This window comes from Shewanella sp. ISS20 (assembly GCF_056522965.1).
Genome location: NZ_JAWRZK010000001.1, coordinates 354,141 through 377,205, shown reverse-complemented (window position 1 = coordinate 377,205; position 23,065 = coordinate 354,141). Strand labels below are relative to the sequence as shown.

The 23,065-nt window shown below is 45.9% G+C and carries 14 protein-coding genes and 1 riboswitch; of the genes, 12 read left to right on the top strand and 2 right to left on the bottom strand.

The annotated features are described in order from the left end of the window. Positions 1-38 precede the first annotated feature (38 nt). The 6 genes from AC1HDP_RS01640 (at position 39) to panP (ending at position 7,936) form a co-directional block, all read left to right on the top strand. Positions 39-1,013, top strand: coding sequence for a DmsE family decaheme c-type cytochrome (locus AC1HDP_RS01640; RefSeq protein WP_479637421.1), 975 nt, complete (start codon positions 39-41; stop codon positions 1,011-1,013). Between the two features lie 9 nt (positions 1,014-1,022). Further along, positions 1,023-3,107 (top strand): MtrB/PioB family decaheme-associated outer membrane protein, encoded by a 2,085-nt coding sequence (locus AC1HDP_RS01635; RefSeq protein WP_479637420.1) that lies wholly within the window; start codon positions 1,023-1,025, stop codon positions 3,105-3,107. A gap of 215 nt (positions 3,108-3,322) precedes the next feature. Then, positions 3,323-3,958: a hypothetical protein gene (locus AC1HDP_RS01630; RefSeq protein WP_479637419.1), complete on the top strand. Its 636-nt coding sequence runs from the start codon at positions 3,323-3,325 to the stop codon at positions 3,956-3,958. 162 nt (positions 3,959-4,120) lie between these two features. Continuing rightward, on the top strand, positions 4,121-4,252 hold the full coding sequence (locus AC1HDP_RS01625; RefSeq protein ID WP_479637418.1) for a hypothetical protein: 132 nt from the start codon (positions 4,121-4,123) through the stop codon (positions 4,250-4,252). A 312-nt stretch (positions 4,253-4,564) separates the two neighbouring features. After that, positions 4,565-5,746, top strand: a complete 1,182-nt coding sequence (locus AC1HDP_RS01620; RefSeq protein WP_479637417.1) for a glycerate kinase — start codon at positions 4,565-4,567, stop codon at positions 5,744-5,746. A 468-nt stretch (positions 5,747-6,214) separates the two neighbouring features. Beyond that, entirely contained in the window at positions 6,215-7,936 is a 1,722-nt protein-coding gene (panP, locus tag AC1HDP_RS01615) for a pyridoxal-dependent aspartate 1-decarboxylase PanP (RefSeq protein ID WP_479639800.1), read from the top strand. A 105-nt stretch (positions 7,937-8,041) separates the two neighbouring features. Here the strand turns inward: panP and AC1HDP_RS01610 are convergent, their stop codons facing one another. After that, complete coding sequence (locus AC1HDP_RS01610) at positions 8,042-8,314, bottom strand: SpoIIAA family protein (protein WP_479637416.1); 273 nt, start codon at positions 8,312-8,314, stop codon at positions 8,042-8,044. A 527-nt stretch (positions 8,315-8,841) separates the two neighbouring features. On the opposite strand from AC1HDP_RS01610, the gene AC1HDP_RS01605 reads away from it, so the two are divergent. From AC1HDP_RS01605 to AC1HDP_RS01590, 4 genes are all read left to right on the top strand, one after another. Beyond that, the gene (locus AC1HDP_RS01605) at positions 8,842-10,371 is read left to right on the top strand and encodes a flavocytochrome c (protein ID WP_479637415.1); all 1,530 of its coding nucleotides are present in this window, start codon (positions 8,842-8,844) and stop codon (positions 10,369-10,371) included. A gap of 2 nt (positions 10,372-10,373) precedes the next feature. Beyond that, complete coding sequence (locus AC1HDP_RS01600; RefSeq protein ID WP_479637414.1) at positions 10,374-10,745, top strand: cytochrome c3 family protein; 372 nt, start codon at positions 10,374-10,376, stop codon at positions 10,743-10,745. A 536-nt stretch (positions 10,746-11,281) separates the two neighbouring features. Next, positions 11,282-12,028, top strand: coding sequence for a TerC family protein (locus AC1HDP_RS01595; protein WP_140932168.1), 747 nt, complete (start codon positions 11,282-11,284; stop codon positions 12,026-12,028). A gap of 342 nt (positions 12,029-12,370) precedes the next feature. Beyond that, entirely contained in the window at positions 12,371-15,001 is a 2,631-nt protein-coding gene (locus AC1HDP_RS01590; RefSeq protein ID WP_479637413.1) for a glycosyltransferase, read from the top strand. 468 nt (positions 15,002-15,469) lie between these two features. Here the strand turns inward: AC1HDP_RS01590 and AC1HDP_RS01585 are convergent, their stop codons facing one another. Further along, on the bottom strand, positions 15,470-17,299 hold the full coding sequence (locus AC1HDP_RS01585) for an LTA synthase family protein (protein WP_479637412.1): 1,830 nt from the start codon (positions 17,297-17,299) through the stop codon (positions 15,470-15,472). A gap of 319 nt (positions 17,300-17,618) precedes the next feature. Continuing rightward, positions 17,619-17,706: riboswitch (cyclic di-GMP riboswitch) on the top strand. An 82-nt stretch (positions 17,707-17,788) separates the two neighbouring features. Between AC1HDP_RS01585 and AC1HDP_RS01580 the strand changes: the two genes are divergently transcribed. Together AC1HDP_RS01580 and AC1HDP_RS01575 are read left to right on the top strand one after the other, a co-directional pair. Next, on the top strand, positions 17,789-21,190 hold the full coding sequence (locus AC1HDP_RS01580; RefSeq protein ID WP_479637411.1) for a M66 family metalloprotease: 3,402 nt from the start codon (positions 17,789-17,791) through the stop codon (positions 21,188-21,190). A gap of 202 nt (positions 21,191-21,392) precedes the next feature. Continuing rightward, the gene (locus tag AC1HDP_RS01575) at positions 21,393-23,024 is read left to right on the top strand and encodes a methyl-accepting chemotaxis protein (RefSeq protein WP_479637410.1); all 1,632 of its coding nucleotides are present in this window, start codon (positions 21,393-21,395) and stop codon (positions 23,022-23,024) included. The last annotated feature ends 41 nt before the right edge of the window (positions 23,025-23,065 follow it).

The following is a 23,065-nucleotide window of genomic DNA, read 5'->3' as shown; positions in this document are numbered from 1 at the left end:
GCCTTTGACCCTAAGGGTAAGTCGATTAGGAATCTATTATGAAAAAAATCACCCTAATTCCAACGCTGCTGTTAAGCGCAGTGTTGTCGTTAATGGCAACCTCTGCCATGGCCGCAAAGTGGGATGCTAAGCTCACACCAGCGGAAGTTGAAGCCACCTTAGATAAGAAATTCGCAGAAGGGAATTACTCACCTAAAGGCGCTGATTCTTGCTTAATGTGCCATAAAAAATCAGAAAAAGTGATGGCGCTGTTTAGTGGCGTGCATGGCGCGGTTGAATCGAGCAAGAGCCCAATGGCTGGCTTACAATGTGAAGCCTGTCATGGCCCTATGGGTCAACACCAGCGCGGCGGCAACGAGCCCATGATTACCTTTGGTAAAGATGCCAGCTTAAGCGCCGCCAAGCAAAACAGTGTGTGTATGAGCTGTCACCAAGACGATACCCGCATTAATTGGCAAGGCAGCCATCATGACAACGCCGATGTTGCTTGCGCGTCTTGTCATAGCATCCACACCGCCGCAGATCCGATTTTAACTAAGCAAAATGAAGTTGAAATCTGTAGCCAGTGTCATACCCGTCAAAAGGCTGATTTGAACAAGCGTTCTAGTCACCCGATGAAATGGGCGCAAATGACTTGTTCTGATTGCCATAACCCACACGGCAGCATGACTGACAGCGATTTAGTGAAACCTAGCTTGAATGAAACTTGCTATAGCTGTCACGCAGAAAAGCGCGGCCCAAAGTTATGGGAACATGCTCCCGTGACCGAGAACTGCGCCAATTGTCATAACCCTCATGGCAGTGTTAACGATGCCATGCTCAACACCCGCGTGACTCAGTTGTGTCAGCAGTGCCATGCCAGCGATGGCCATGCTAGCAATGCTTATTTAGGCAACACAGCCCAAGGCAGTGAAGTGGGTAACAACGCCTTTACCGGTGGCCGCAGCTGTTTAAATTGTCACAGCCAAATCCATGGCTCTAATCATCCATCTGGCAAATTGCTACAGCGTTAAGGAGGCATTATGAATTTTAAACTCAATCTAATCACCTTAGCCCTAGTGGCTAGCAGCTCAATGGCGATGGCCGATGGCTATAACCTTAACAAGGCCAATACCGTCAAAGTGAAATATGACGCATGGCAATGTAAAGCTTGTACACAAGACACAGGTGTTAACGGCACTGTGGCTGTGGGCGTGGGTTATATCGACAGTAACGATAACTACTCAGGCAATAATTTTGGTAGCGATAACCAAGTACCTGCCAAACTGGATGCTAACTTAGTCACGACTGGCATTAATGGTCATCGCGCCACAGTTAATGCTTATCAGCTCGGTATGGATAATGGCTTTATTAATGTTAATGCCGGTAGCCCTGGCGATTTTAATATCAATGCCCGTTATCAAAATATTACTACCTGGCAAAATGATAATGCGTTAACCCCTTATCAAGGCGTAGGCGGCAATGATTTAACTTTGCCATCTAATTGGGTTACGGCTGGCAATACTGCGGGCATGACTCAATTAAATTCCAGCCTTAATGCTATTGATTTAACACTTAAGCGCGATCGCTATGGCTTAGGCTTGGTCTATCAAGCTGATAGCTTGTGGAGCAGCTTTATTGATTATGAGCGCGAGCATAAAACTGGCTTAAAAACGGCTTCTGGCAGCTTTTTCAATCAGTCTATGATGCTGGCTGAACGTGTGGATTACACCACAGATACCTTGGCTGCTGGAGTTAACTTAGCGGGAGACTCTTGGTTTTCACAATTAAGCTATCAAGGCTCAATGTTTAGCAATAATTATGCGCAGCTTAATTTTGATAATGCCTTTAACCCCACGTTTGGCGCGCAAACCCAAGGCGCTATGGCGCTCGACCCTGACAATCAGGCGCATACTGTTGCCTTAACAGGACAGTGGCGCCACAGTGACACCATAGTTAATGGCCGCCTGTACCTTGGGCAAATGAGCCAAGATCAAGCGCTAGTCACCTCAGGCTATGGTTATCAGTTACCGACCGAGGCCGTTGATGCCAAAGTCGATTTAACTGGCGCCACGGTTAAACTAGTGCAAAAACTCAGCAGCCAAGTGCGGATGCAAGCCAGTTATGATTATTACGACCGTGACAATCAGACTGATGTTGATGCTTGGACGCAAATTAGCATCAATGATGTTAATGGTAAGGTGAGCTATAACACCCCTTATGATTACACCAATCAGCAACTGAAACTGGCACTCGATTACCGCATTAGCCGCGGCATGAAGTTAGATGGTGGCTATGATTTCAAGCGGCAAGAGCGCGACTATGAAGACCGTGAAACCACAGATGAAAGCATCGTGTGGACGCGCTTTAGCTTAAGCAGTTTCGAGCCATGGAACTTCTCGGTTAAAGGTAGTTTTGGTCTGCGTGAAGGCTCGCGTTATCAAGCCTCGACACTGACATCGTCTGAAAACAATGCCTTACTGCGTAAATTCAATCTTGCCGATAGAAAACGTAGTCAAATCCAAGCGCAAGCAAGCTATGCCCCAACGGATAGCTTAAGCTTTGATTTGTCGGCGCGTTACGCCTTAGATGATTACGATCATAGCCAAATTGGCTTAACCGAAACCCAAGATTACAGCACAGATATTGGTGCTAATTATCTGATCACTGACGATATCAGCGTTAATGCTTTCTATGGTTATCAGCAGATTAACTCAAAGCAAAACGGTAGCAGTAACTTCAATGCGCCAACTTGGAGCAGTGATATTGACGATACCTTCCATTTTGCTGGCGCAGGCATTACTTACAACAACTTGATGGCCGATAAGTTAGCCTTAGGACTGGATTACAGCTATTCAGACTCGCAAGGGGATACTCAAGTCACTCAAGGCGTAACCGGTAACTATGGCGATTACTTTGCTAAGTCGCACAATGTTAACTTGTATGCGACTTATCAAGTGAGCCAGCAAGCCAGTGTGCGCATGGATTATATGTACGAGAGATATCAAGACAATGATCCGGCCAATAGCTTAAGCACAGATGCTATTTGGAACGTACTGAGCTTTGGTAATCTTAACCATGATTACAATGCCCACATGGTCATGTTAAGCCTGCAATACAAACTCTAATTGAATTGCTATTGCTAAGAACTAAACATTAAGTGCTAAGTGCTAACTATTAAGAGCTAAGGGCCCAATCGGGCCCTTTTTATTGGCAACAATCGAGAGAGTGAACCCATATTGGCTGTGACCAAATTCAAATTCCCTGAAAAAGCAGACGCTAACACTTGATTCAAATCAAGGTTTCACCCAAGGTAGGGGCAATTTTTTGATGGAGCCGCCCCATGCGTAAAACCAATACTCACGCTCGCCCCCAATCTTTTATTCCGAAAGCCTTGCCTAAAACCTTAGCTGCTAACGCCCTCATGCTAGGCGCCTTAACTTTAGTGCCAATGCCAGCCATGGCTTTTGATTTAGCGGGCGCGCAAGTGTCTATGTTCATCATCTTAGGGTTAGGAAGCCTTGGCCTGCTAAACCTTGGTTTACAGTTACTCTTCTATTTTGCCGGCATCTACTCTCGCCCAAAATTAGTTAGCGGCCATGTGGTTATCGCCCTCATCGCGCCCTTGATTGCCCTGCTATTTACTGTGCTTAATTGGCAAGGATTTGCCAGTGGCAGCTTAAATCTCAGCATAGTGTTAATTGCCACGGCGCTGGCCTTGCTGCCATTAAATCTGCGTCATAGCGCTAAGCCCATTACGGAAAGTAGCGCGCACTTATTAAGTTTTGGCGGCCTGTTATTTTGTATCATGGCGTTATTTATCGCCCCCATAGCGCTATTTGCTATGCCAGCGGCAGCATTGGCGCTTAGGTTGGCGCGCACTACGCAGCAGCGCCTGATGGCACTTGTTATTCTTGTGCCTGCCGCAGGCGTATTTTTGATTTGGCTTGGACAAATGATCAGCCCATTATTGGCGTAGTTTTACTTAGTTAGTGTATGAATAGCTAACGGCAAGTTAGCTAACTTAAGCTCCCATGCAGGCAAAGTGGCAAGTCTAGACAGAATGATCACGATATAAAAAGTGATAACAATATGAAGAGCAGCGATAGCCATAATTCTCGAACTTGTGGCGATCGCTGTAATGCCTGAGCCATTTACGGGCGTATCGCCCGCTAAACAGATAAATAAAGCCAATCAATATGAAAGCCTTAGCGCAAGTTATGGTACCTTGCCCGCCTTTGCGCCTATCATAGTGCCAATTAATACCGATTAGAGCCGATTTTACTGATTGGTTTGGCATCAATAGGCTAACTTCCCTGCCGCGTTATGGGTTAATAAACTCTGTTACCTAGTTAATTTCTAAGTAAATCACTGAGCTTGGTGGCGGCGCAAAGCTCGAAAATGGGCCTAGTATCAATGGCGATGCTAAAGCTCTGGCCATTTCGGCAATGATCGCAGTGAATGTCATAAGCCTATTGTTATTGTCACTGTTACATTTGTTCTTCCTGGAGTGGCGGGGTTTACCCCTCTGCCGCCCGCTTTTTTAGGTAAACCGACTTTGTTTACCGCGTGCCAAGGATTATTCATGAAAATTGTTATCGCCCCTGATTCCTTTAAAGAAAGCCTAAGCGCTCTTGATGTCGCTTGCGCCATTGAAACGGGGTTTAAACAAGTATTTCCAGATGCCGAATATATCAAGGTTCCTATGGCTGATGGTGGTGAAGGCACAGTCAATGCCATGGTCGATGCCACCGCTGGCAGCAGACGCACCATAGAAGTGACTGGCCCTCTTGGCAATAAAGTCATGGCAACTTATGGAATATTGGGTAGCGCTGGCCAACATAATAACCATAGCGCTACCAGCAAGCGCGCCATCATAGAAATGGCCGCCGCTTCAGGGTTACATTTAGTGCCTATGGAAAACCGCAACCCCTATATCACCACCAGCTTTGGTACGGGCGAACTGATAGCGGATGCGCTTAATAGTGGCGTGCGCCACATTATTCTAGGACTAGGAGGTAGCGCCACTAACGATGGCGGCGCCGGTATGCTGCAAGCGTTAGGAGTGGTATTAAGAGACAGATTCGGCCAAACACTCGCGCCAGGCGGCGCGGCCTTAATGCAATTAGCCAGCATAGATATCAGTGCTCTGCATCCTGCCCTCGCCGAGTGTCAAATCGAAGTGGCATGTGATGTGGATAACCCCCTGTGTGGAGAGCGCGGCGCTTCCCATGTTTTTGGCCGGCAAAAAGGCGCAAGCCCAGCCATGATAGATAAACTGGATAATGCCTTGGCAAGCTTTGCGGCCATAGTCAGTCATCACTTCCCACAAACCGCAGATATGTCAACGTTAGCGGGCGCTGGCGCTGCGGGGGGTATGGGGTATGCCATGGTGAGTTTACTGGGCGCATCCTTAACCCCAGGCGTACAACTTGTGACTACAGCCGTAGCATTAGCGAGCCATATGCCGGGCGCGACATTAGTCATTACTGGCGAAGGCCGAATTGATGCTCAAACCGTATCTGGCAAAACGCCCATGGGCGTGCTCAATGTTGCCAATGATTATCAAGTGCCTTGTATTGCACTATGTGGCTGCTTAGGCGTAGATGCCGACAAGATTAAAGCCCTTGGCATGCAAGCGATTTTCCCGATAGTGCCGGCCTCTGTCAGCCTAGAACAAGCGCTAGCCACAGGTACGCCCAATCTTATTCGCACTGCAGCCAATGTCGCGGCCCTGCTTAAATTAGGCGCGCGAGTGAATGGCTAGCGAAGTGATCAGCGTTAGGATTTAGGTGTTAGGTTTAAAATTTAGGTGTTAGCTGTGAAGCGCTCACTCACTTTGTACAGTTAGTGAGGAGTGCTTAGGCTTAAGAGCCTCAATAAAACCAATATTCATGTCATCACTATGCGCCTTTTGCGCAGGCGCATAGTCAATCGTTAAAGACTCACAATCAAATCTGTGATGTTAACTGACATTCCCCTACTGCCTGCTTGCGCTAATCGCAAATCATCACAAATAACAAATAATCACTATTTAGCCGCTCACACGCAGATGCCTTGATGTGCATGACTAGTTGCAGTAAAGTTGCAAACACTTTAGTTGCTTGCAAACATATAAAAATCAAGGCCGCGCCTAAATAAGGCGACATCAGCGACAACTAAGTGACATTAGCAAGCTAAGTTAACCGCCAACGCCCTGTTCCCAAGTCTAATAATAAGAGCGCCCATGACAGCCATGTCCCAAACTTCGCCTCAGCCGGTCTCGCAAGCACCAACGTCAGATGCCACAGCCATTGCTTCTGCAGAAACCATACTCAAAATTTTTACTGTGCCTGAGGCGCCAAACTCTACCTTAGGCCAGATAGAGCATAAATTGTCGCAAGATTTGGCGGGGTTTTTACGGGATAACATAGTCGCGTTGGAAAAACCATTAAGTGACATTGAAGCTGACTTTAATGACCATAGTATCCCCACTCGGCCAAGGTTTGTGTCAGATTATGTCGATGAAATCATGCACACTTTAGTGGCACAATCAGTACATACGGCATCCCCCAGTTTTATTGGCCACATGACATCCGCCCTGCCCCACTTTGTGCTGCCGCTCTCCAAAATCATGGTGGCGCTCAATCAAAATCTCGTCAAAATTGAAACCTCTAAAGCCTTTACGCCATTAGAGCGCCAAGTGCTCGGCATGATGCACCATTTGGTGTACCAACAAGCGCCGCAGTTTTATGCTGAATTTCAGCACCAAGCCGACACGGCCCTAGGTGCCTTTTGCTCTGGCGGCACGCTCGCTAATATCACAGCGCTATGGATAGCCCGCAATAACTTACTTAAAGCCCAAGGTGAGTTTAAAGGCGTGAGTCGCCATGGCCTAGCCAAAGCATTACGGCATTATGGTTTTGATGATATTGCGATTTTAGTGTCCGAGCGCGGCCACTACTCCCTAGGCAAAGCGGCCGATTTACTTGGTATTGGCCGCGACAATATCATCAGCATAGCGACAGATTGCCACAACAAAGTAGATGTCGCCCAAATGCGCGCTAAAGCCCAAGAATTACAAGTACGCAATATTCGGGTAATGGCGATAGTGGGCGTGGCGGGTACTACAGAAACCGGCAACATAGATGATTTAACGGCGCTAGCAACCTTGGCAAAAGAATTACACTGCCACTTTCATGTGGATGCGGCGTGGGGGGGAGCCACCTTATTATCGAGCCAATACCGCCACTTACTGCGCGGCATCGAACTTGCTGATTCTGTAACTATTGATGCCCACAAACAAATGTACGTGCCTATGGGCGCGGGCATGGTGTTATTTAAAGACCCATCGGCTTGCAGCGCCATAGTGCATCACGCCGAATATATTCTGCGTAAAGGCTCAAAAGATTTAGGTAGCCAGACGTTGGAAGGCTCGCGCCCTGGCATGGCGCTACAAGTGCATGCCTGTTTGCAAATCATAGGGCAGCAAGGTTATGAAATTCTCATTAATCGCAGCATTAACAATGCCCGCGCGTTTGCTGAAAAAGTAGCCAGCCACCCAGATTTTGAACTGACTAGCGCGCCCGAGTTATGCTTACTGACCTATCGCTATGTGCCCGCGTTAGTTAAGCACGCCTTAGCTCACGCCAAAATCCACAATGATGATGCCAGCCTCGAGCAATTAAATAGCCTGCTCGATGACTTGTGCCAACATATGCAAAAAACTCAGCGTGAAATGGGTAAATCCTTTGTCTCCCGCACCCGTATTCCACTAGCAAGCTTCACGCAGGCTAAATCCGTACTACGAAAATCCGTGGTATTTCGAGTGGTATTAGCCAATCCTCTCACCACTCTAGATATTCTTGATGCGGTACTGATTGAACAGGCGCACATTGCCGCCAATGAATTAGACATAATGCCGCAGTTATTGGCATTATCGCAGCGCACTATTGCAGTAAATAGTTGCATTAAATAGTTACAGTAAATAGCCGCAGCGAATAAACATTCACATGCCTATTCACCTGCTTACAGGGCTAATGACTATCACCTACTTAGCCCTGAATGCTGGGCTAAGATGTGATTAATCGTCTTTTAACCAAGCTAATGCGGCGACTTTATCTTCAAAGAACTTAACATCGTCGCCCATAAACCCGCTTGCAATTTTGGACATCCGTTGTAATTGCCCTTGGCCAACAATGGCAACCTTTTCAAAATGACGGCCAAATTTCACTCCGAATTTAATATCATCCCACATGGCTCTGGCTTCCCAGCCTTCAAGCTCGCGCACGTCACACAATAAATACAAATCAGGGTCACTCACTTCGCAGAGAGTTGATTCCACCATAGGGATCATGAGTTCATAATCTTAATGTGTCAGCTTGCCTGTTAATCTCATTTCAATGAAAAAGTCATCATCAACGGCGACTCAATCAAGTTCAGATGATTAAATCAACAACTAAGATTTGTGCCTTGCACATTTTTGCTAGTTCAGTTCCGAATTCAACGGCAACCTTATTAACTATTGGCCGCAAGGTGATTATTTGTTACACGCATCTAGGGTTAAGCTTATTAATTTAATTAATGGTAACTATATCAATTGAAACTAGAGCAATTGAAACTAGAGTAATTGAGACGCGAGCAGTTGATACCAAATTAATTGAAACTTAATTAATACGATAATCGTTAATAGTTAATTACGGGTAACTTTTTAGCCTCATTAAAAATAGCTAATTATAAAAATATAAGTGCCACTTCCCGAAAAAATTGTTCGTGACATGAGTCACGTAAACTTAAGGATTATCAATTTTAAAACGATGCAAATCACGGATACTCGTTTAATTCAATAATATATTAACGTCATTATCTTTATGGGGCGTTAATATGAATAACAGACGTAATTTTCTTAAGCTTTCAGCGGGCATGGCTGTGGGTAGTTTAGCGGCAGCCTTACCTGCCTCAGCCGCAGAATGTAAAGACACCATTAAATGGGATGAAACCCACGACATTATCATCATAGGTTCTGGCTTTGCCGGCTTATCTGCCGCGATTAATACTAAGCGCCAAGGCATTAATAAGGTGTTAGTGCTAGAGAAAATGATGCAGTTTGGTGGCAACTCGGCCATTAACGGCGGCTGGTTTGCCGTGCCGCGTAATCCGACTCAGCTAGCGCAAGGCATAGTAGATGACTCCCCTGAAGAATTAGTAAAAGATCAGATGATTGCTGGCCGCGGCCTAGCATCTGAGCCACATCTGTTAGCTATTGCTAATCGCGCCTTAGATGCTTACCACTTATGTGTTGATTCAGGCGTTAAATTCCGCGACGGCTTTAACCAGTTAGTGGGCGGCCATAACATTGCAAGAGCGGTGCGCACCGTTGATGGTACTGGCGGTGAAATTACCCGAAATCTCTACCGCGTGGCTAAAAATGAAGGCGTAGATTTACGCAACCAACAATATGTTGAAGACTTCATCATGGAAGGCAATAAAGTTATTGGCCTTAAAGTACGCCGCAACTTCCGCTTTCCGAATCTAAAAACTGGCGAAGTTGTGCATATTAAGGCCGATAAAGGCGTGGTCATTGCCACTGGCGGCTTTGCCATGAACAAAGAGCTGTGTGCCATTTTTGACCCATCCATTGACCCAAGCATGGATTGCACCAATGCCCATGGCGCCACTGGTGAAGTGACTTTAACCGCTATGTCCCACGGCGCTTTGCCTGTGCACATGAACATGATCCAAACAGGCCATTGGGGATCCCCTGACGAAGGCGGCTTTGGTTGGTCTAATGCCTTGTTATCTATTACTTTTCACCAAGGCATGATAGTGAGCGTACTCGACAGTAAGCGCTTTATGAATGAGCGTCTCGACCGCAAATATTGCTCTGATAGAATTTTGGCGCAGCGTAACCCAGATAACTCACCAGCCTATCCGGTAGGATTTTTCAATGCTAACGATTTCTCATTAGATGACGATCGTATCGGCCGCGCCCTACGCGACGAAATGGCATGGAAACTGGATTCAGTGCAAGCACTGGCTGACAAATTCAATATGGATGCCAAAGCCTTACAAGCTTCCATCGACCTGCACAATCAACACGTAAAACAGCAAAACGATCCCTTGTTCGACCGCGAAATGGATACAGCTAAGCATTTAGCGCCGCCTTTTATCGCCTCGCGCTTATGGCCAAAAGTTCACTACTGCATGGGCGGTCTTAAAACAGATGCTGACGGGCGAGTGATTGCTTCTAAAACCTTAACACCGATGGAAAACCTTTATGCCTTGGGCGAAGCCACCGGCGGTATTCATGGCGTCAACCGTTTGTCATCGTGCGCCTGTTTAGAAGGTCTGGCGATGGGCTTTGTGGTTGCCAACACTATTACCGACACCAATGCTGAACAGTTAAAGGGGTAATCATGAAAAAGTTATTAACCGCACTCGTTATCACCTTGTCACTGGGAAGCGCTGCGCAAGCGGGCGAATTATTCCAAGCTAAAGGCAAAATCTTTGGCCGTGACAATCACAGCGTTATCTATGACGATAAAAATGCCTGTAAGACCTGTCATGCATCAGGGCTTAAATCAACCACAGATGCCGCTTGTATTGAATGCCATGGCACTATCGATACTATCAAGATAGATACTGATAAGTTAGTTAACAGTCACGCTAATCCGCATCAGTCAGTGCATTATGCAGAAGCTATTAGCTGCCTTGCTTGTCACTCTGAACATCAAAAGAAAGCACCATTGTGCAGCGAATGTCACCGCACGTGGTTTACTGAAATGTAATAGTTAAATTGGCAATACATTGCCAACCCACAGCCGTTCAGGCCCTCGCATTGCGGGGGCCTATATTGTCCAAAGCATGACAGTGATAGGCTCTTATTTATTGCCATCCCCTCCCCGCAGTCCTTATTCATTCGTACTATTCATTTGTACTGTTCATTTCATTCAAACCATTCATTTAAACGTTAGATAGAAAATATACCTAGGCTGGTTTAATGTATTATCTTAATTAATGCTTAAATAACACGCTAAAAGAGCATGCTAATTATTCCATTAAAGATTCAGACATTAATGGTGAATGTAAACTTAATTGCCTGTTCAATAATTTTATCCCCCACATTCAAGTTTGATTATTTATTTTAACGGACTCATTAAGCAGGTTTACACCAGACTCTAGGATGAATTGCAGTCAACTGGCTTTTATGTAAATACAAATCAGTAATAATTTTGTTATTTTTCACAGTCACCTACTAGCAGTTTTAATTTAGACTGATAGACTAGCCGCAGACAAAGTAAGACACTAATGAAGGAAAATAGATATGTTTGAATGGATTGCCAGTCCTGAAGCCTGGATTGCCCTTGGCACCTTAGCGGCATTGGAAATAGTATTAGGCATAGATAATATTATATTTTTATCAATTCTCGTGGGACGCTTACCGGAAAAACAACGAGAATTTGCCCGTCGGGTCGGTCTATTCTTGGCGATGTTTGCGCGTCTAGCACTGTTATTTTCGATTTCGTGGGTAATGGGATTAACCGAAACTTGGTTCACTGTCTTAGATCAGGCTATCTCAGGGCGCGATGTCATTCTAATTGGTGGTGGTTTATTCTTGCTGGCAAAATCCACCCAAGAAATTCATCACAGTTTAGAAGGCGAGCACGAAGATCCGTCTGCGCCGAAAGCGGTCGCCAATAGCTTATTCATGGTGCTAATTCAGATCATGATTTTAGACATAGTCTTCTCACTGGATTCTGTGATCACTGCGGTTGGACTCGTCAATGACATTGAAATCATGGCGATTGCGATTATTGCCGCGGTATTAGTGATGATGTTCTCAGCCAAATCCATTGGTGAATTTGTCGATGCTCATCCATCCATCAAGATTTTAGCGTTATCTTTCCTCATCATGGTTGGCGCAATACTGATTGCCGAAGGCTTTGATGTCCATGTACCAAAAGGTTATATCTACTTTGCCATGGCATTCTCGTTAGTGGTCGAAATGATCAATATCAAGATGCGTAAAAAGTCACAACCTGTGACTTTGCATAAAAACACGCCAGAGTAACTGTTAGTTAGGGTCAGAGCCTTGCTCTGACCCTAACTATTCAACCCCATCCATAAACGACTACCAGCCCACAGACTCATTGCTTCCTTAGTCACGGCTCATATCCCCGCACAAATCCATGAACAAGCAGCAACCAATATACAAGTCGCAACAAAATCACAGGCAATATCGCACTTTTTAGCTATATATCCTTGATTTGGACAATCTTTTACTTTTAAATGTAGCAAGTTATTTACCAACTCTTTATTTCTTAGTTACCTCGCTTTGATAGTGGCTTCTGGCAATGTAAATGACCACTTCTAAGCCTAACTTCCTGCAATCTTTCCATTTGAGGTAGTAAACGTGAGTCGCGCATACATTATTTACCCACTCTTAATCGCAGGTCTTAGCGTGCTACTTTGGGCGCTGCTCAATCAGCCTGATCGCTTGCCACCTTGGCCACAAACGGTTCAAGGTTTTTCTTTTAGCCCCATGCAGCGTAACAATGACCCCACTCAAGGGCGCTTCCCAACCATTGAAGAAATCGATAGCGATTTAGCCTTATTGCAAGGTAAAACCCATGCGGTGCGAAGCTATACCGTCAGCGGTACTCAAGGTCAGATTGCCCACTTAGCTAAGCAATATGATCTTAACGTGGCGGTTGGCGCTTGGATTGGTCCAGATCTTGAAAAAAACAAGCAAGAAATCAATGAGCTATTTACCGTTTTCTCTAGCAATCAACGCAATATAGTGCGGGTGATAGTCGGTAACGAAGCCTTATTGCGTAAAGATGTCAGCGTTAATCAGTTGATCCAATATTTAGATAAAACCCGTAAGGCACTCAATGTGCCCATTAGTACCGCCGAGCCTTGGCACGTATGGTTAGCTAACCCAAAACTTGCTGAGCATGTGGATTTTATTGCGGTGCACATACTGCCTTACTGGGAAAACTTGGATGTGGATTACTCCATTACTTTTATCCAAGATAAAATGAATGAACTGCAAGCCGCCTTCCCTAATAAAAAAATTGTGATCAGTGAAGTGGGTTGGCCCAGTCGCGGCCCTACACGTGGCGCCGCCAAGGCATCTCTTGCCAACCAAGCACGCTTTTTACGTAACTTTTTAGAAGTGGCAGAACGCCAAGGCTACACCTATTACCTAATGGAAGCCTTTGATCAGCCGTGGAAATCTAGCATTGAAGGTCAAGCGGGTGATTTTTGGGGCGTATACAATGCCGATCGCACCTTAAAATTCCCGCAATTAGAGCCTGTAGTGAGAATTCCAGAGTGGCGCACTTTGGCAGGTATTTGTGTGGCTATCTCGCTCATTCTTATCAGTATCTTGTTCCGTGACAGTAAAGGTTTACACCACAGAGGCCGCGGCTTCTTAACTGTGATTAGTTTTGCCATAGCAACCGGCACAGTGTGGATTGTGTACGACTTTACCCAGCGCTATATGACCATAGGTACCTTTATTACTGGCTGTATTATTACCCTATCGGCCTTGGGGATTGGAGCCGTGGTGCTGGCCGAAGCTCATGAATGGGCCGAAGCGCAGTGGCTTAAAAAGTATCGGCGCACGCCCAAGCGCATGCTGCCAAATGAATATCACCCTAAAGTCTCTATTCATGTGCCAGCTTATAATGAGCCGCCTGAGATGCTCAAAGAGACACTTAATGCCTTAAGTCGCCTCGATTATCAAGACTATGAAGTGATAGTGATAGATAACAACACTAAAGATCCTAACGTCTGGCAACCCGTAGAGCAGCACTGCTTGACCTTAGGGGATAAGTTTAAATTCTTCCATGTTGACCCAATTTCGGGCTTTAAAGCGGGTGCCCTTAACTTTGCCTTAGGACACACGGCGAAAGATGCTGAAATCATTGCGGTTATCGACAGTGATTATCAAGTGGCGCCCGAATGGTTAAGTGAACTGGTGCCGGCCTTTGAAGATCCGAATATGGCCATAGTGCAAGCACCGCAGGATTATCATGATGGCGATGAATCCTTGTATAAGGCCATGATCAACGCCGAATACCAAGGCTTCTTCCATATAGGTATGGTGACCCGTAACGAGCGTAATGCCATCATTCAACATGGCACTATGACTATGGTGCGAGCGCAAGTGTTGCAAGACATGCGCTGGAGCGAATGGTCAATTACTGAAGATGCCGAGCTTGGGCTGCGAATTTTAGCCGCAGGTTACGGTGCCACTTATGTGCCGCGCAGCTATGGCCAAGGCGTCATGCCAGACACCTTTATCGACTATAAGAAACAGCGTTTTCGCTGGGCCTATGGCGCAGTGGTGATTATGCGCGAGCATTTATCTACCTTATTAGGTATGAATGATACCAAATTAAGTAAGGGGCAGCGTTATCACTTCCTCGCGGGCTGGTTGCCGTGGCTCGCCGATGGCATTAACTTGTTCTTTAACCTTGCTGCGATTTTTTGGACCGTGTTAATAGTCTTGTTCCCTGAGCACTTTGCTACGCCAGAAGCCTTATTATCGGTATTGCCCCTGTCTTTCTTTGTGTTCAAACTCAGTAAGATGTTTGTGCTTTATCGCCGCCGTGTGGGTACTAATTGGCGTCAATCTATCGCCTCTTGTATTGCTGGCTTAGCGCTATCTCATACCATTGGCCGCGCTATGGTGGCAGGCTTTGTCACCAGTAAAATTGGCTTCTTCCGTACCCCAAAACTTGCGGCTAAAAACCGCTTGTTAAAGGCATTGATGGATTGCCGCGAAGAGTTACTGTTTGCCATTGCTATGCTCGGCGGCGTGTATCTAATTACTCGCGGAATAGATACTGGCAGCTTAACCCACAACGTCAGCTTAATTGACTTGTACATGTGGCGTTTGGTGATTTTAGTGCAAAGTATTCCGTTTATTGCAGCAGTGGTGGTGAGCTTAATTAGCGCTATGCCAGGCATTCCCGCTAAGTTAATTGAACCGATGCGCCCGATTAATCGTGAAGAGCACATAGTCAAAAAATAAGCCTAATCTCTGAGCTTAAGCCTTGAAAACGTAAGCCTTGAAAGCCACCTTAATCGGTGGCTTTTTTTATAGGCTAACGCCGCTATCGTTAAACGCTGGTAATGCTGGCAATAAGAGTGAAACTAGGATGATGATAGTGAAACTATGCTGGTGATAGCTAAGCGATATCAATGCCATGGCAATCAAGCGCTAGGCCTGTTTTGATATGATGTTAATACTGGTATTAATATTTAGGACGATAACGACTGGAGCGCTTATCGCTGCGGCGATGCTGGTCAGCAGTCACACTTAGCGCAACTATTCCGGTAGCTCACTATTTATGTCACCAACCTCATTGTCAGCAAACACTTGTCATAGCCCCATAAAAAAGGCCGGTAACCATCAAAGGGTTATCGGCCTTTACTCTTAAGCGTTAACTGACTTAGCTGCTACAGCAATCATCTGAGTACAAGCTAACCAAGAGGCCTACTAGTCTTTCTGCGTTGGCGCTAAGCTCCACTGGGCGCCACTAAAGATATCTTGTGAAATAATGAGTGCTTGCTCTAACCACTCATTAAACACTCGGCATTCAGGCGTTTGTGATTGCTGCGCGCACAGCATTTTATCACCGGCGGGCGGCTGCACTATGCTGATCCCAGCGAGCGGGCGCACAGTGGCAGCTTGCGGCGATTTAAGCACAGTTAACAAGTTCTGCTGCGTATCCCCGAGCAAGGCCAAAATCCGGCGTGGCAACTCATACAAGGCAATCTCGCCCCATTGCTGCGGGCCATTAATGCCATCAATCACAATTAACGGCGTGCGCAGTGACGTGGCAAACATCTCAGGGCTAAAATCCGCTTTATTAGCACTGATGACGCCAGTTTGGGTATAGCCGTCGTAATTAGGCCCAAGAAACGGTAAGTGATCACCAAACATCACGATTAACGCTTGTGGGTCTTGCGCTTGCACTGTGGCAATAAAGTCCATGATTTCACGGGTTTTATAGTACATTTGATTGGCATATTTCACCGCCATCTCATTGGCGCCAGTCGCGCTTATTACCACAGGGCGGCGCTCGTTTAATGGATAATCCAAATGACCAAAAATCGTGACTATGTAATTTAGCGTCGCTTGGCCATTATCGCGATTAGCCGCCGTTTTATCCCACACTTGATTAAATAACGACACATCGCTCATAAACTCGCGGTTCATGTCATCTTGGCTGAAATCATTAATCGACCAGTATTTATCAAAACCTACGCGATTATAAGCATTAACTCGATTCCAAAAGCCCGCATGGTTGGGGTGTGAAGCTATGGTTTGATAGCCAGCATCGGATAAATAGCGCGGCAAGCACGGCACTTCATTGCGCAGCCAACCCTCAAAAAACACCGCATTTTGGGTGACAGGAAACCCGCATAAGGCTTCAAATTCACTATTGGCCGTATAACCACCAAATACTGGCGCTAGCACTGTGCTATTGGCTGTGGCTTGCCATAAATCGCGAAACCTTGGATCAAACGGGTCTTGATTAAAGCCCACGTTGCCAAGCGCCATAGGATCCCAAAAGGATTCCAGCAATAACACATAAACATTGCGCTTATCGCTAATGCTGGCGGCAGGAGCTAAGGCTTGCGCAGGGAAAATACTGGTTTTAGCGGCTAACACTTGCTCTTGTGTTACTTTCGTTTGACCACGAGCAATCACGCGGCTGCCTTCTACCGTCAAATGCAGCAACAAGCCGCGATCTTTATAGTTACCCGGTTGATCCCACACCCTATCGCCCACATGGACATCAAACCATGCTTGTAAACTACTGGATTGGTTAACATAAAAAAATCCAGCCCCAGCTAATAACGCCAGTAGCAACCAAGTGCGCTGCCGCTGCCAAGCAATCGCGACCATTAAGCCGCCAAATGGGATCAGTAGCGCCGCCCATAAGGCCCAGTAACGCCAATCATTAAATAACTGAAACATATTGCCGACGATACTAAAGTCATCAGGCATGATGGGGCTGCCTAAGATCATGAGCTTGAGCGCATTACTGACCTGCAGCACTAAGGTAAAGCTGGTGTACACCATGACCCAAGCTAAAAAATTGCGGCACAATACAAATAACAACCCCGCGAATACCAGCTGAATAATGGCATCTTTAACCCAAACCCCAGGCCAAACCCCGACATCAAAACTGCTCGCAAGCCCTAGCTGAATAAGGCTATACAAGGCCAGTGTATATAGCACCATATATAACCATGGGCGCCATAACGCTAAGCGCTTTTGTAAACGTGTTTTCGGGAAAACTATCCTTGATTGCTGCATATTGCCCTACATCCGAAACTAGCCAAGCTAGGTAACATATTGTGCAATATCATACTCATTTTGAAAGAATTTAATAGCTTAAGTCATTAATCATTCCATAACTTATGCCGACTTATTGCAACCTAGCCTATCTCGGTTTTTGCGCCTATGGTTAAACCATCATCTTAACTTGCGCCATTTCTCCTATTTTTGAGGTAAGCGCGCCCAAGATGAATCAGCAAGACAAGCAATGCCATCAAAATCAATTGGTTAATCAGACGCTTACATTGACACTGGATTAATTAATCTATATATTGGTCACCAGCAAAAATTGCTGACACATTGAAAAAGGCAAACCAGTTGAAAGGCTGGGACGCAAAACCACCGGTCTAAGGGGCGTTTGTACCTATGATAGCGGGGATGCCATTGGTATCAGACTTGTTGCCTTGTGCGGCAAGTCTAGTAATGCGTGTTGCCTTATTGAATTTCTATGCTCAATAAGGAAGATATATGTTTAAAACTCGTTTTTCCCCTCTCGCCTTAGTGATAGCTAGTACATTGGTGCCGGTAGCGGCGCAGGCCGAAGTCACTATGCAACAAGCTGCCGAACAAACCTTTAGCGTCATTAAAGCCATGAAACAGCGCGGTGAAGCTAATGATGGCGTGATTGTTGATGGTAACAAACGCTTTATTGTCTATAACGACTATCGTTTTGAACTGCATGATGATAATTACCCTAAATTTCCTTTCCCTTATGGCGGCGAAGAAGCCCTAGCCCCTTATTATGCCGCGTTCCCATTTTTAAATGATAAATGGGACATAGTGATGAATAATAACTATGGTTTTTATTTCATTCATGATGATTTTGGCAGCATGAGTAGCGACACTCAGGGTTGTTTTGTCGAATATTTTCCAGAACCCAGTTTCAGCGAAGATAAGATAATGCGTCTTGAAAATACTGAGTGTATCAGCGCACCTATGCTTACCGACGTTGCTTTATCTGGGGTATTTGATATTGGCGCCTCAGTGACTTGGCAAGGCCATGTTGAAGGCAATCGCTATCAGCTGAGCTTAAGTTCACCGTCAACTAAAACGCAAATGTTTAACGCCACCGCCCCTGAGTTCTACCTAGGTAATCTGTCACCAAACACTGATTATCAATTAGCCCTGGAAGCTTGTAATACCACAGCGTGTGTGGCACTTGAACCGATTACCTTTACGACTGAGTCAAGTAAAGCGGGTTTTCATGACGGTATTCGCCACTTAAATCACCTTGATGGTGAAATTGCCGCCCATGTATCCTTGATGCAAAGTCACAGCTTAACCGCCCCCTTTGGCAATGATGAGTTAAATGCGCCGGATGTGGTGATCAACCGTGCTGCCATGCTGCTAGTGACGCCAGAGCTTAACGACATTAACCAGTTATGGGTTGAGGTGTATTTTGAAGGCGAGCTTATCGCGCGCGAAATCATGCAGTCACCCGCCAATCAGCCCAAAACTGACCAATACGCCGTTGAAGGTCGGCCAATGGTTATTTTTGGCCATGATGTCTGGAGCTTGCCGCTTCAATGGAATTGGATGACCCCAGGCTTATCCCTTAAGTTTATCGATAACCACGGTCGCAGCTCAGAATTAGCGCAGCACAGCATTACCTTTGGCGGCGCGCCTGAGTTAGTCATCCAAAACATCGACATGGGCATGTTAACTAAGCCACGTGGCCGCAATACCATGGCTAACAATACTGCTGAACATGCCAGTGATTATTTTCAAAAAATCCCAGTATCTAAATTAGTGCTGGGCCAATACGCCCCTGCCCATTTTGAAACTGTCACTATGCCTAATGGCAAAGTGTACACTGAACGCAGTGACACTGATGGTGGCTGGCATTCTGGTGATATGCGCGAAGCCATTGGTAAGGCGTTAATTTCAACAGGTATTAATAATGCCAACGTCGGCATTACTACCTCAGCGGGTTATTCACAAGCTTATAATCGCCGTTTTAACCAACTGACAGCACACACTAATGTCGGCGTTTACACCCATCCAGACAATGGCTCGAACAAAACCGTAGTACATGGTGGTAGCGGTGGTGGTGGCATTTTAACTTTGGAAGCAACCACAGGTAATGAGTGGTCCCATGAAGTGGGACATAACTTTGGCAGAAGCCATTATCCGAGCATGGCCTCAGTGCATGATATGCAAAGCGGTTGGGGCTGGGACGAGGTATTCAAACGCTTTATCGGCAATATCGATTGGCGCGGCGCGCCAGCAATATCTGAAGCCGGCGGCGAAATATCTCCCCCCTATTTAGAGACCTTCCGCTTTTTACATGACGCCCAAGCCGGTGGTGAAAAGCAAAAAATTGGTTTAGTCAGTAACTTTACCCTTGAACACCCAACCCAAGCGCGCCGCACGCAAGCTTGGTTAAATAATGGTTTTAATCAAACGCCAGACGGCAATTATCACTATGCCACATGGGATCAAGCGCAACAAACCTATGTAGAAGCCAACACTACAGCACCAGCACCAGTAAAAACTGGCGTGCCGGTGACAACCTTAGTGGGTATTTACGATCCTACTGGTGTGAACCCAAGTCAGATTTATCCAGTACTTTATGGTAACTATGGTAATGTGTTTGATTTACCACCCGCAACCGATTATGAAGAACCTGACTCAGGTTCAAGCATCAAAGGCGGCTGGAATGAATATCGCGACCTAACGCCAGAACAGTTATCCTTATCTAGCTGGAAAACCATTATCGATAATGGCAGCCATAAACGTTTGTGCCAATTTAGCTTTACCACGACTACAGCAGAAACGGTTAATTTAGTTGGTCATGTCGAACCCGCCACCAATACTTGCCATGCGAGTGATGATATGCGTTGGAACCTTGCTGGCACATGGCAGGATATGGCATCTTTAGCTGGTGACTATTCAGTACTCTACCCTTATGGCCGTGGCAATGTTGTCTATTCACCGACACCTGATATCGGTGAAGTGCAACTCTGCTTACTTACTGATATCAACACTCCTAGCCATAATGGCGCGGGTTTTATTCAAGGCAACAAGTGTGTTCAAATACCAGGAATAACCCATAGTAACCGCAATGCGTGGAGTTATAGCCTCAGCCAGAACCGGATTGAACAGCCACAATACACTTATGTTAATGTGTGCCGACTTGATGTGGTCAGTAAAAATGGTCAGAGCATGAATTATGACTTAGCCGGCAACCGCTTAGGGGCAAATGAAAGTAATAAGTTCCACATCAACTTACCGCAGCAAGAACTCAGCAAAGTGACGCTAAGTTGCCAAGACGCTGAGGGTGTCACCATCCTCGATAGCTTAACGCCATCATTAACCACTGGGATTGAAGACTTACCACAAGCTGTGATCATAGGTCAGGAATACGGCTATCAAGTATTAGATTCAGCTATTGGTAAAGGCTGGTTTGATCACTCCGATGCCATGGACTTAGATAACTTATCTAAGCGCGATAGAAATGTGCTCGCCACCATGAGAGTGCGCGATCAACAACTGCCTTTATGCCGCTTTGATCTTACCATCAATGGCAAAGTGGAAACTGTGCACGGATTCGTCGAGCAATTAGTGACTAACGATTATCGTTGCACTGGCGGCGATGATATTAGTGTGGTGCAAGCGGGTAAAGAGCAGCGCCTTGAGTCCAGTGTTAACCAATTCCAGTGGTTATCTTTGTGGAATCCAGAGCATACAGGTGAACGCATCCCAGCCAAAAACAGTAATGAAAATCTATGCAGTGTGATAAATGATGGTTTTTACGGTGCAGGCTTTATCAATGCCGGTAATCAATGCGTGCAAGTGAAAGGCATTAAATGGTCAAACGGCAATGATTGGATATTTAGCAGTAAGCATGGCCAATACTCTTATAAGTAGCCACAGATAATGCACTCACTACGAATGTAGTGCCAACAAAACCAAAGTATCATCAACGATAAACAGCCAGTGAGTAATACCACTGGCTGTTTTTTTGGCTAATTCAATGAAGCTTAAACAAATATTAACTGCGGTCATTTGAAAATTTACACTTTCATACTTACGCTAATATGCACATACATGTGTAGTTTAAGGAAAAACTATGGAAGCGCTTCTTCGGGGTTTGTCGATAAAAACTCGCCTATTTAGTCTCTTATCGGTATTGCTCGTCATCATGATTGCTCTTGGCATCTATCAACGCGAATCTGTCGGCACAGTCAATAACATGCTTAATAACATGTTTGAAAATCAGCTCACCCCCATTGCCGCAATCTCTGATGCCAACATGCAAGCCATTTACCACAACCGTGCCTTATACGACTTAATCATAGAAACTGATGAGGCCAAGATGTACGCCATTGACAAAGAGATGAAAGACTTTGATGCCAAGATGGAAGAAAAGTTAGACGTCTACCGTAAAACCTCAATGTCTGATGAAGAAATTAAATTGCTCAACGAGTTTGAAGCATCTTGGGGAGTCTATGTAAAATCCGCCGCCGAGGTGGAAGCGGCATCGATAAAAGGTGACAACGCCTTAGCCATGTCCATCATGCAAGGTGCAACCACCGCCGCCTTTGACACGGCGGATAATTTATTAACCGCCTTAGTAACGCTTAATATGGACTTGGCCAAAGTCGCTTATGTTGATAGTGATGTGCTAGTCAATAACATCACTAACACTCTGATACTAGTGATTGCTGCGGTAGTGGTAGTGGTGTTGTTTGCCGGTTGGCAGGTCGCTTTCAGTATTTGCCGACCTTTAGCTGCAATCGTCGCCGACCTAAACGCATTAGCTCAAGGGGACTTGCAATCCAACGCCAAGAATGAAGGTAACGATGAAATTACCAGCATGCAAAAGGCGATGGCGTCGACGCGCGGCCGCTTGCGGGATGTGGTTCAAAATATTAAACAGGCCTCAAATGAACTCGGTCATTGCGGTAATAAATTGGTCGTCGCCGGTGAGCAAGTGATGGCAAGCTCTAAAGAGCAAGCTTCTGCCACCACCACATCGGCTGCGGCACTTGAGCAAATGGCCGCATCTATTGCTCATTTAGCAGATTCAGCCAAAGGCGCCAATCGACTAGCGGTAGAATCAGGTAAAGTGGCGCAATCGGGTGAATTGCAAGTAGAAAAAGTCTCTTCAGAAGTAGCTAACGTTAGTATCGCTATTAACGACTCATCACAAGATTTACGTCAACTGGCTGAAAACATTCAGCAAGTAAGCAAAATTTCGGTAATGATTAAAGGCGTTGCCGAACAAACCAACCTGTTAGCCCTCAACGCGGCCATTGAAGCAGCGCGCGCAGGTGAGCAAGGTCGAGGCTTTGCTGTGGTGGCAGATGAAGTGCGTAACCTAGCGGCACGAACGTCTAATGCTACCCATGAAATTGATCAAATGATAGGTACAGTGCAACAAGCCGCCGATAGTACAGTGGCGAACATGAACGCCTATTTGCAAACCATAGAGTCAGTGAAAACCAATGCATCGCTTGCCAGCACTATGATGGCACAAGTGGATAAAGGCTCGCAAGATGTGGTGCATTTAATGAGTGATATCACTCAAATGCTCAACGAACAATCAAGCGCGAGTAATGAAGTGGCAAAATCGGTGGAGTCGGTCAATACCATGTCGAAGCAAAACGTGGCGGCGTCTGACAACGTTAACCGTGAAGCCATACGCTTAACTGAGATAGTGCGCGATCTCAATAACGGCACTAACTTCTTTAAACTCTAAACGCCAAGGTGCGCACCACTGACTTAGGTTGTCAGTGGTGC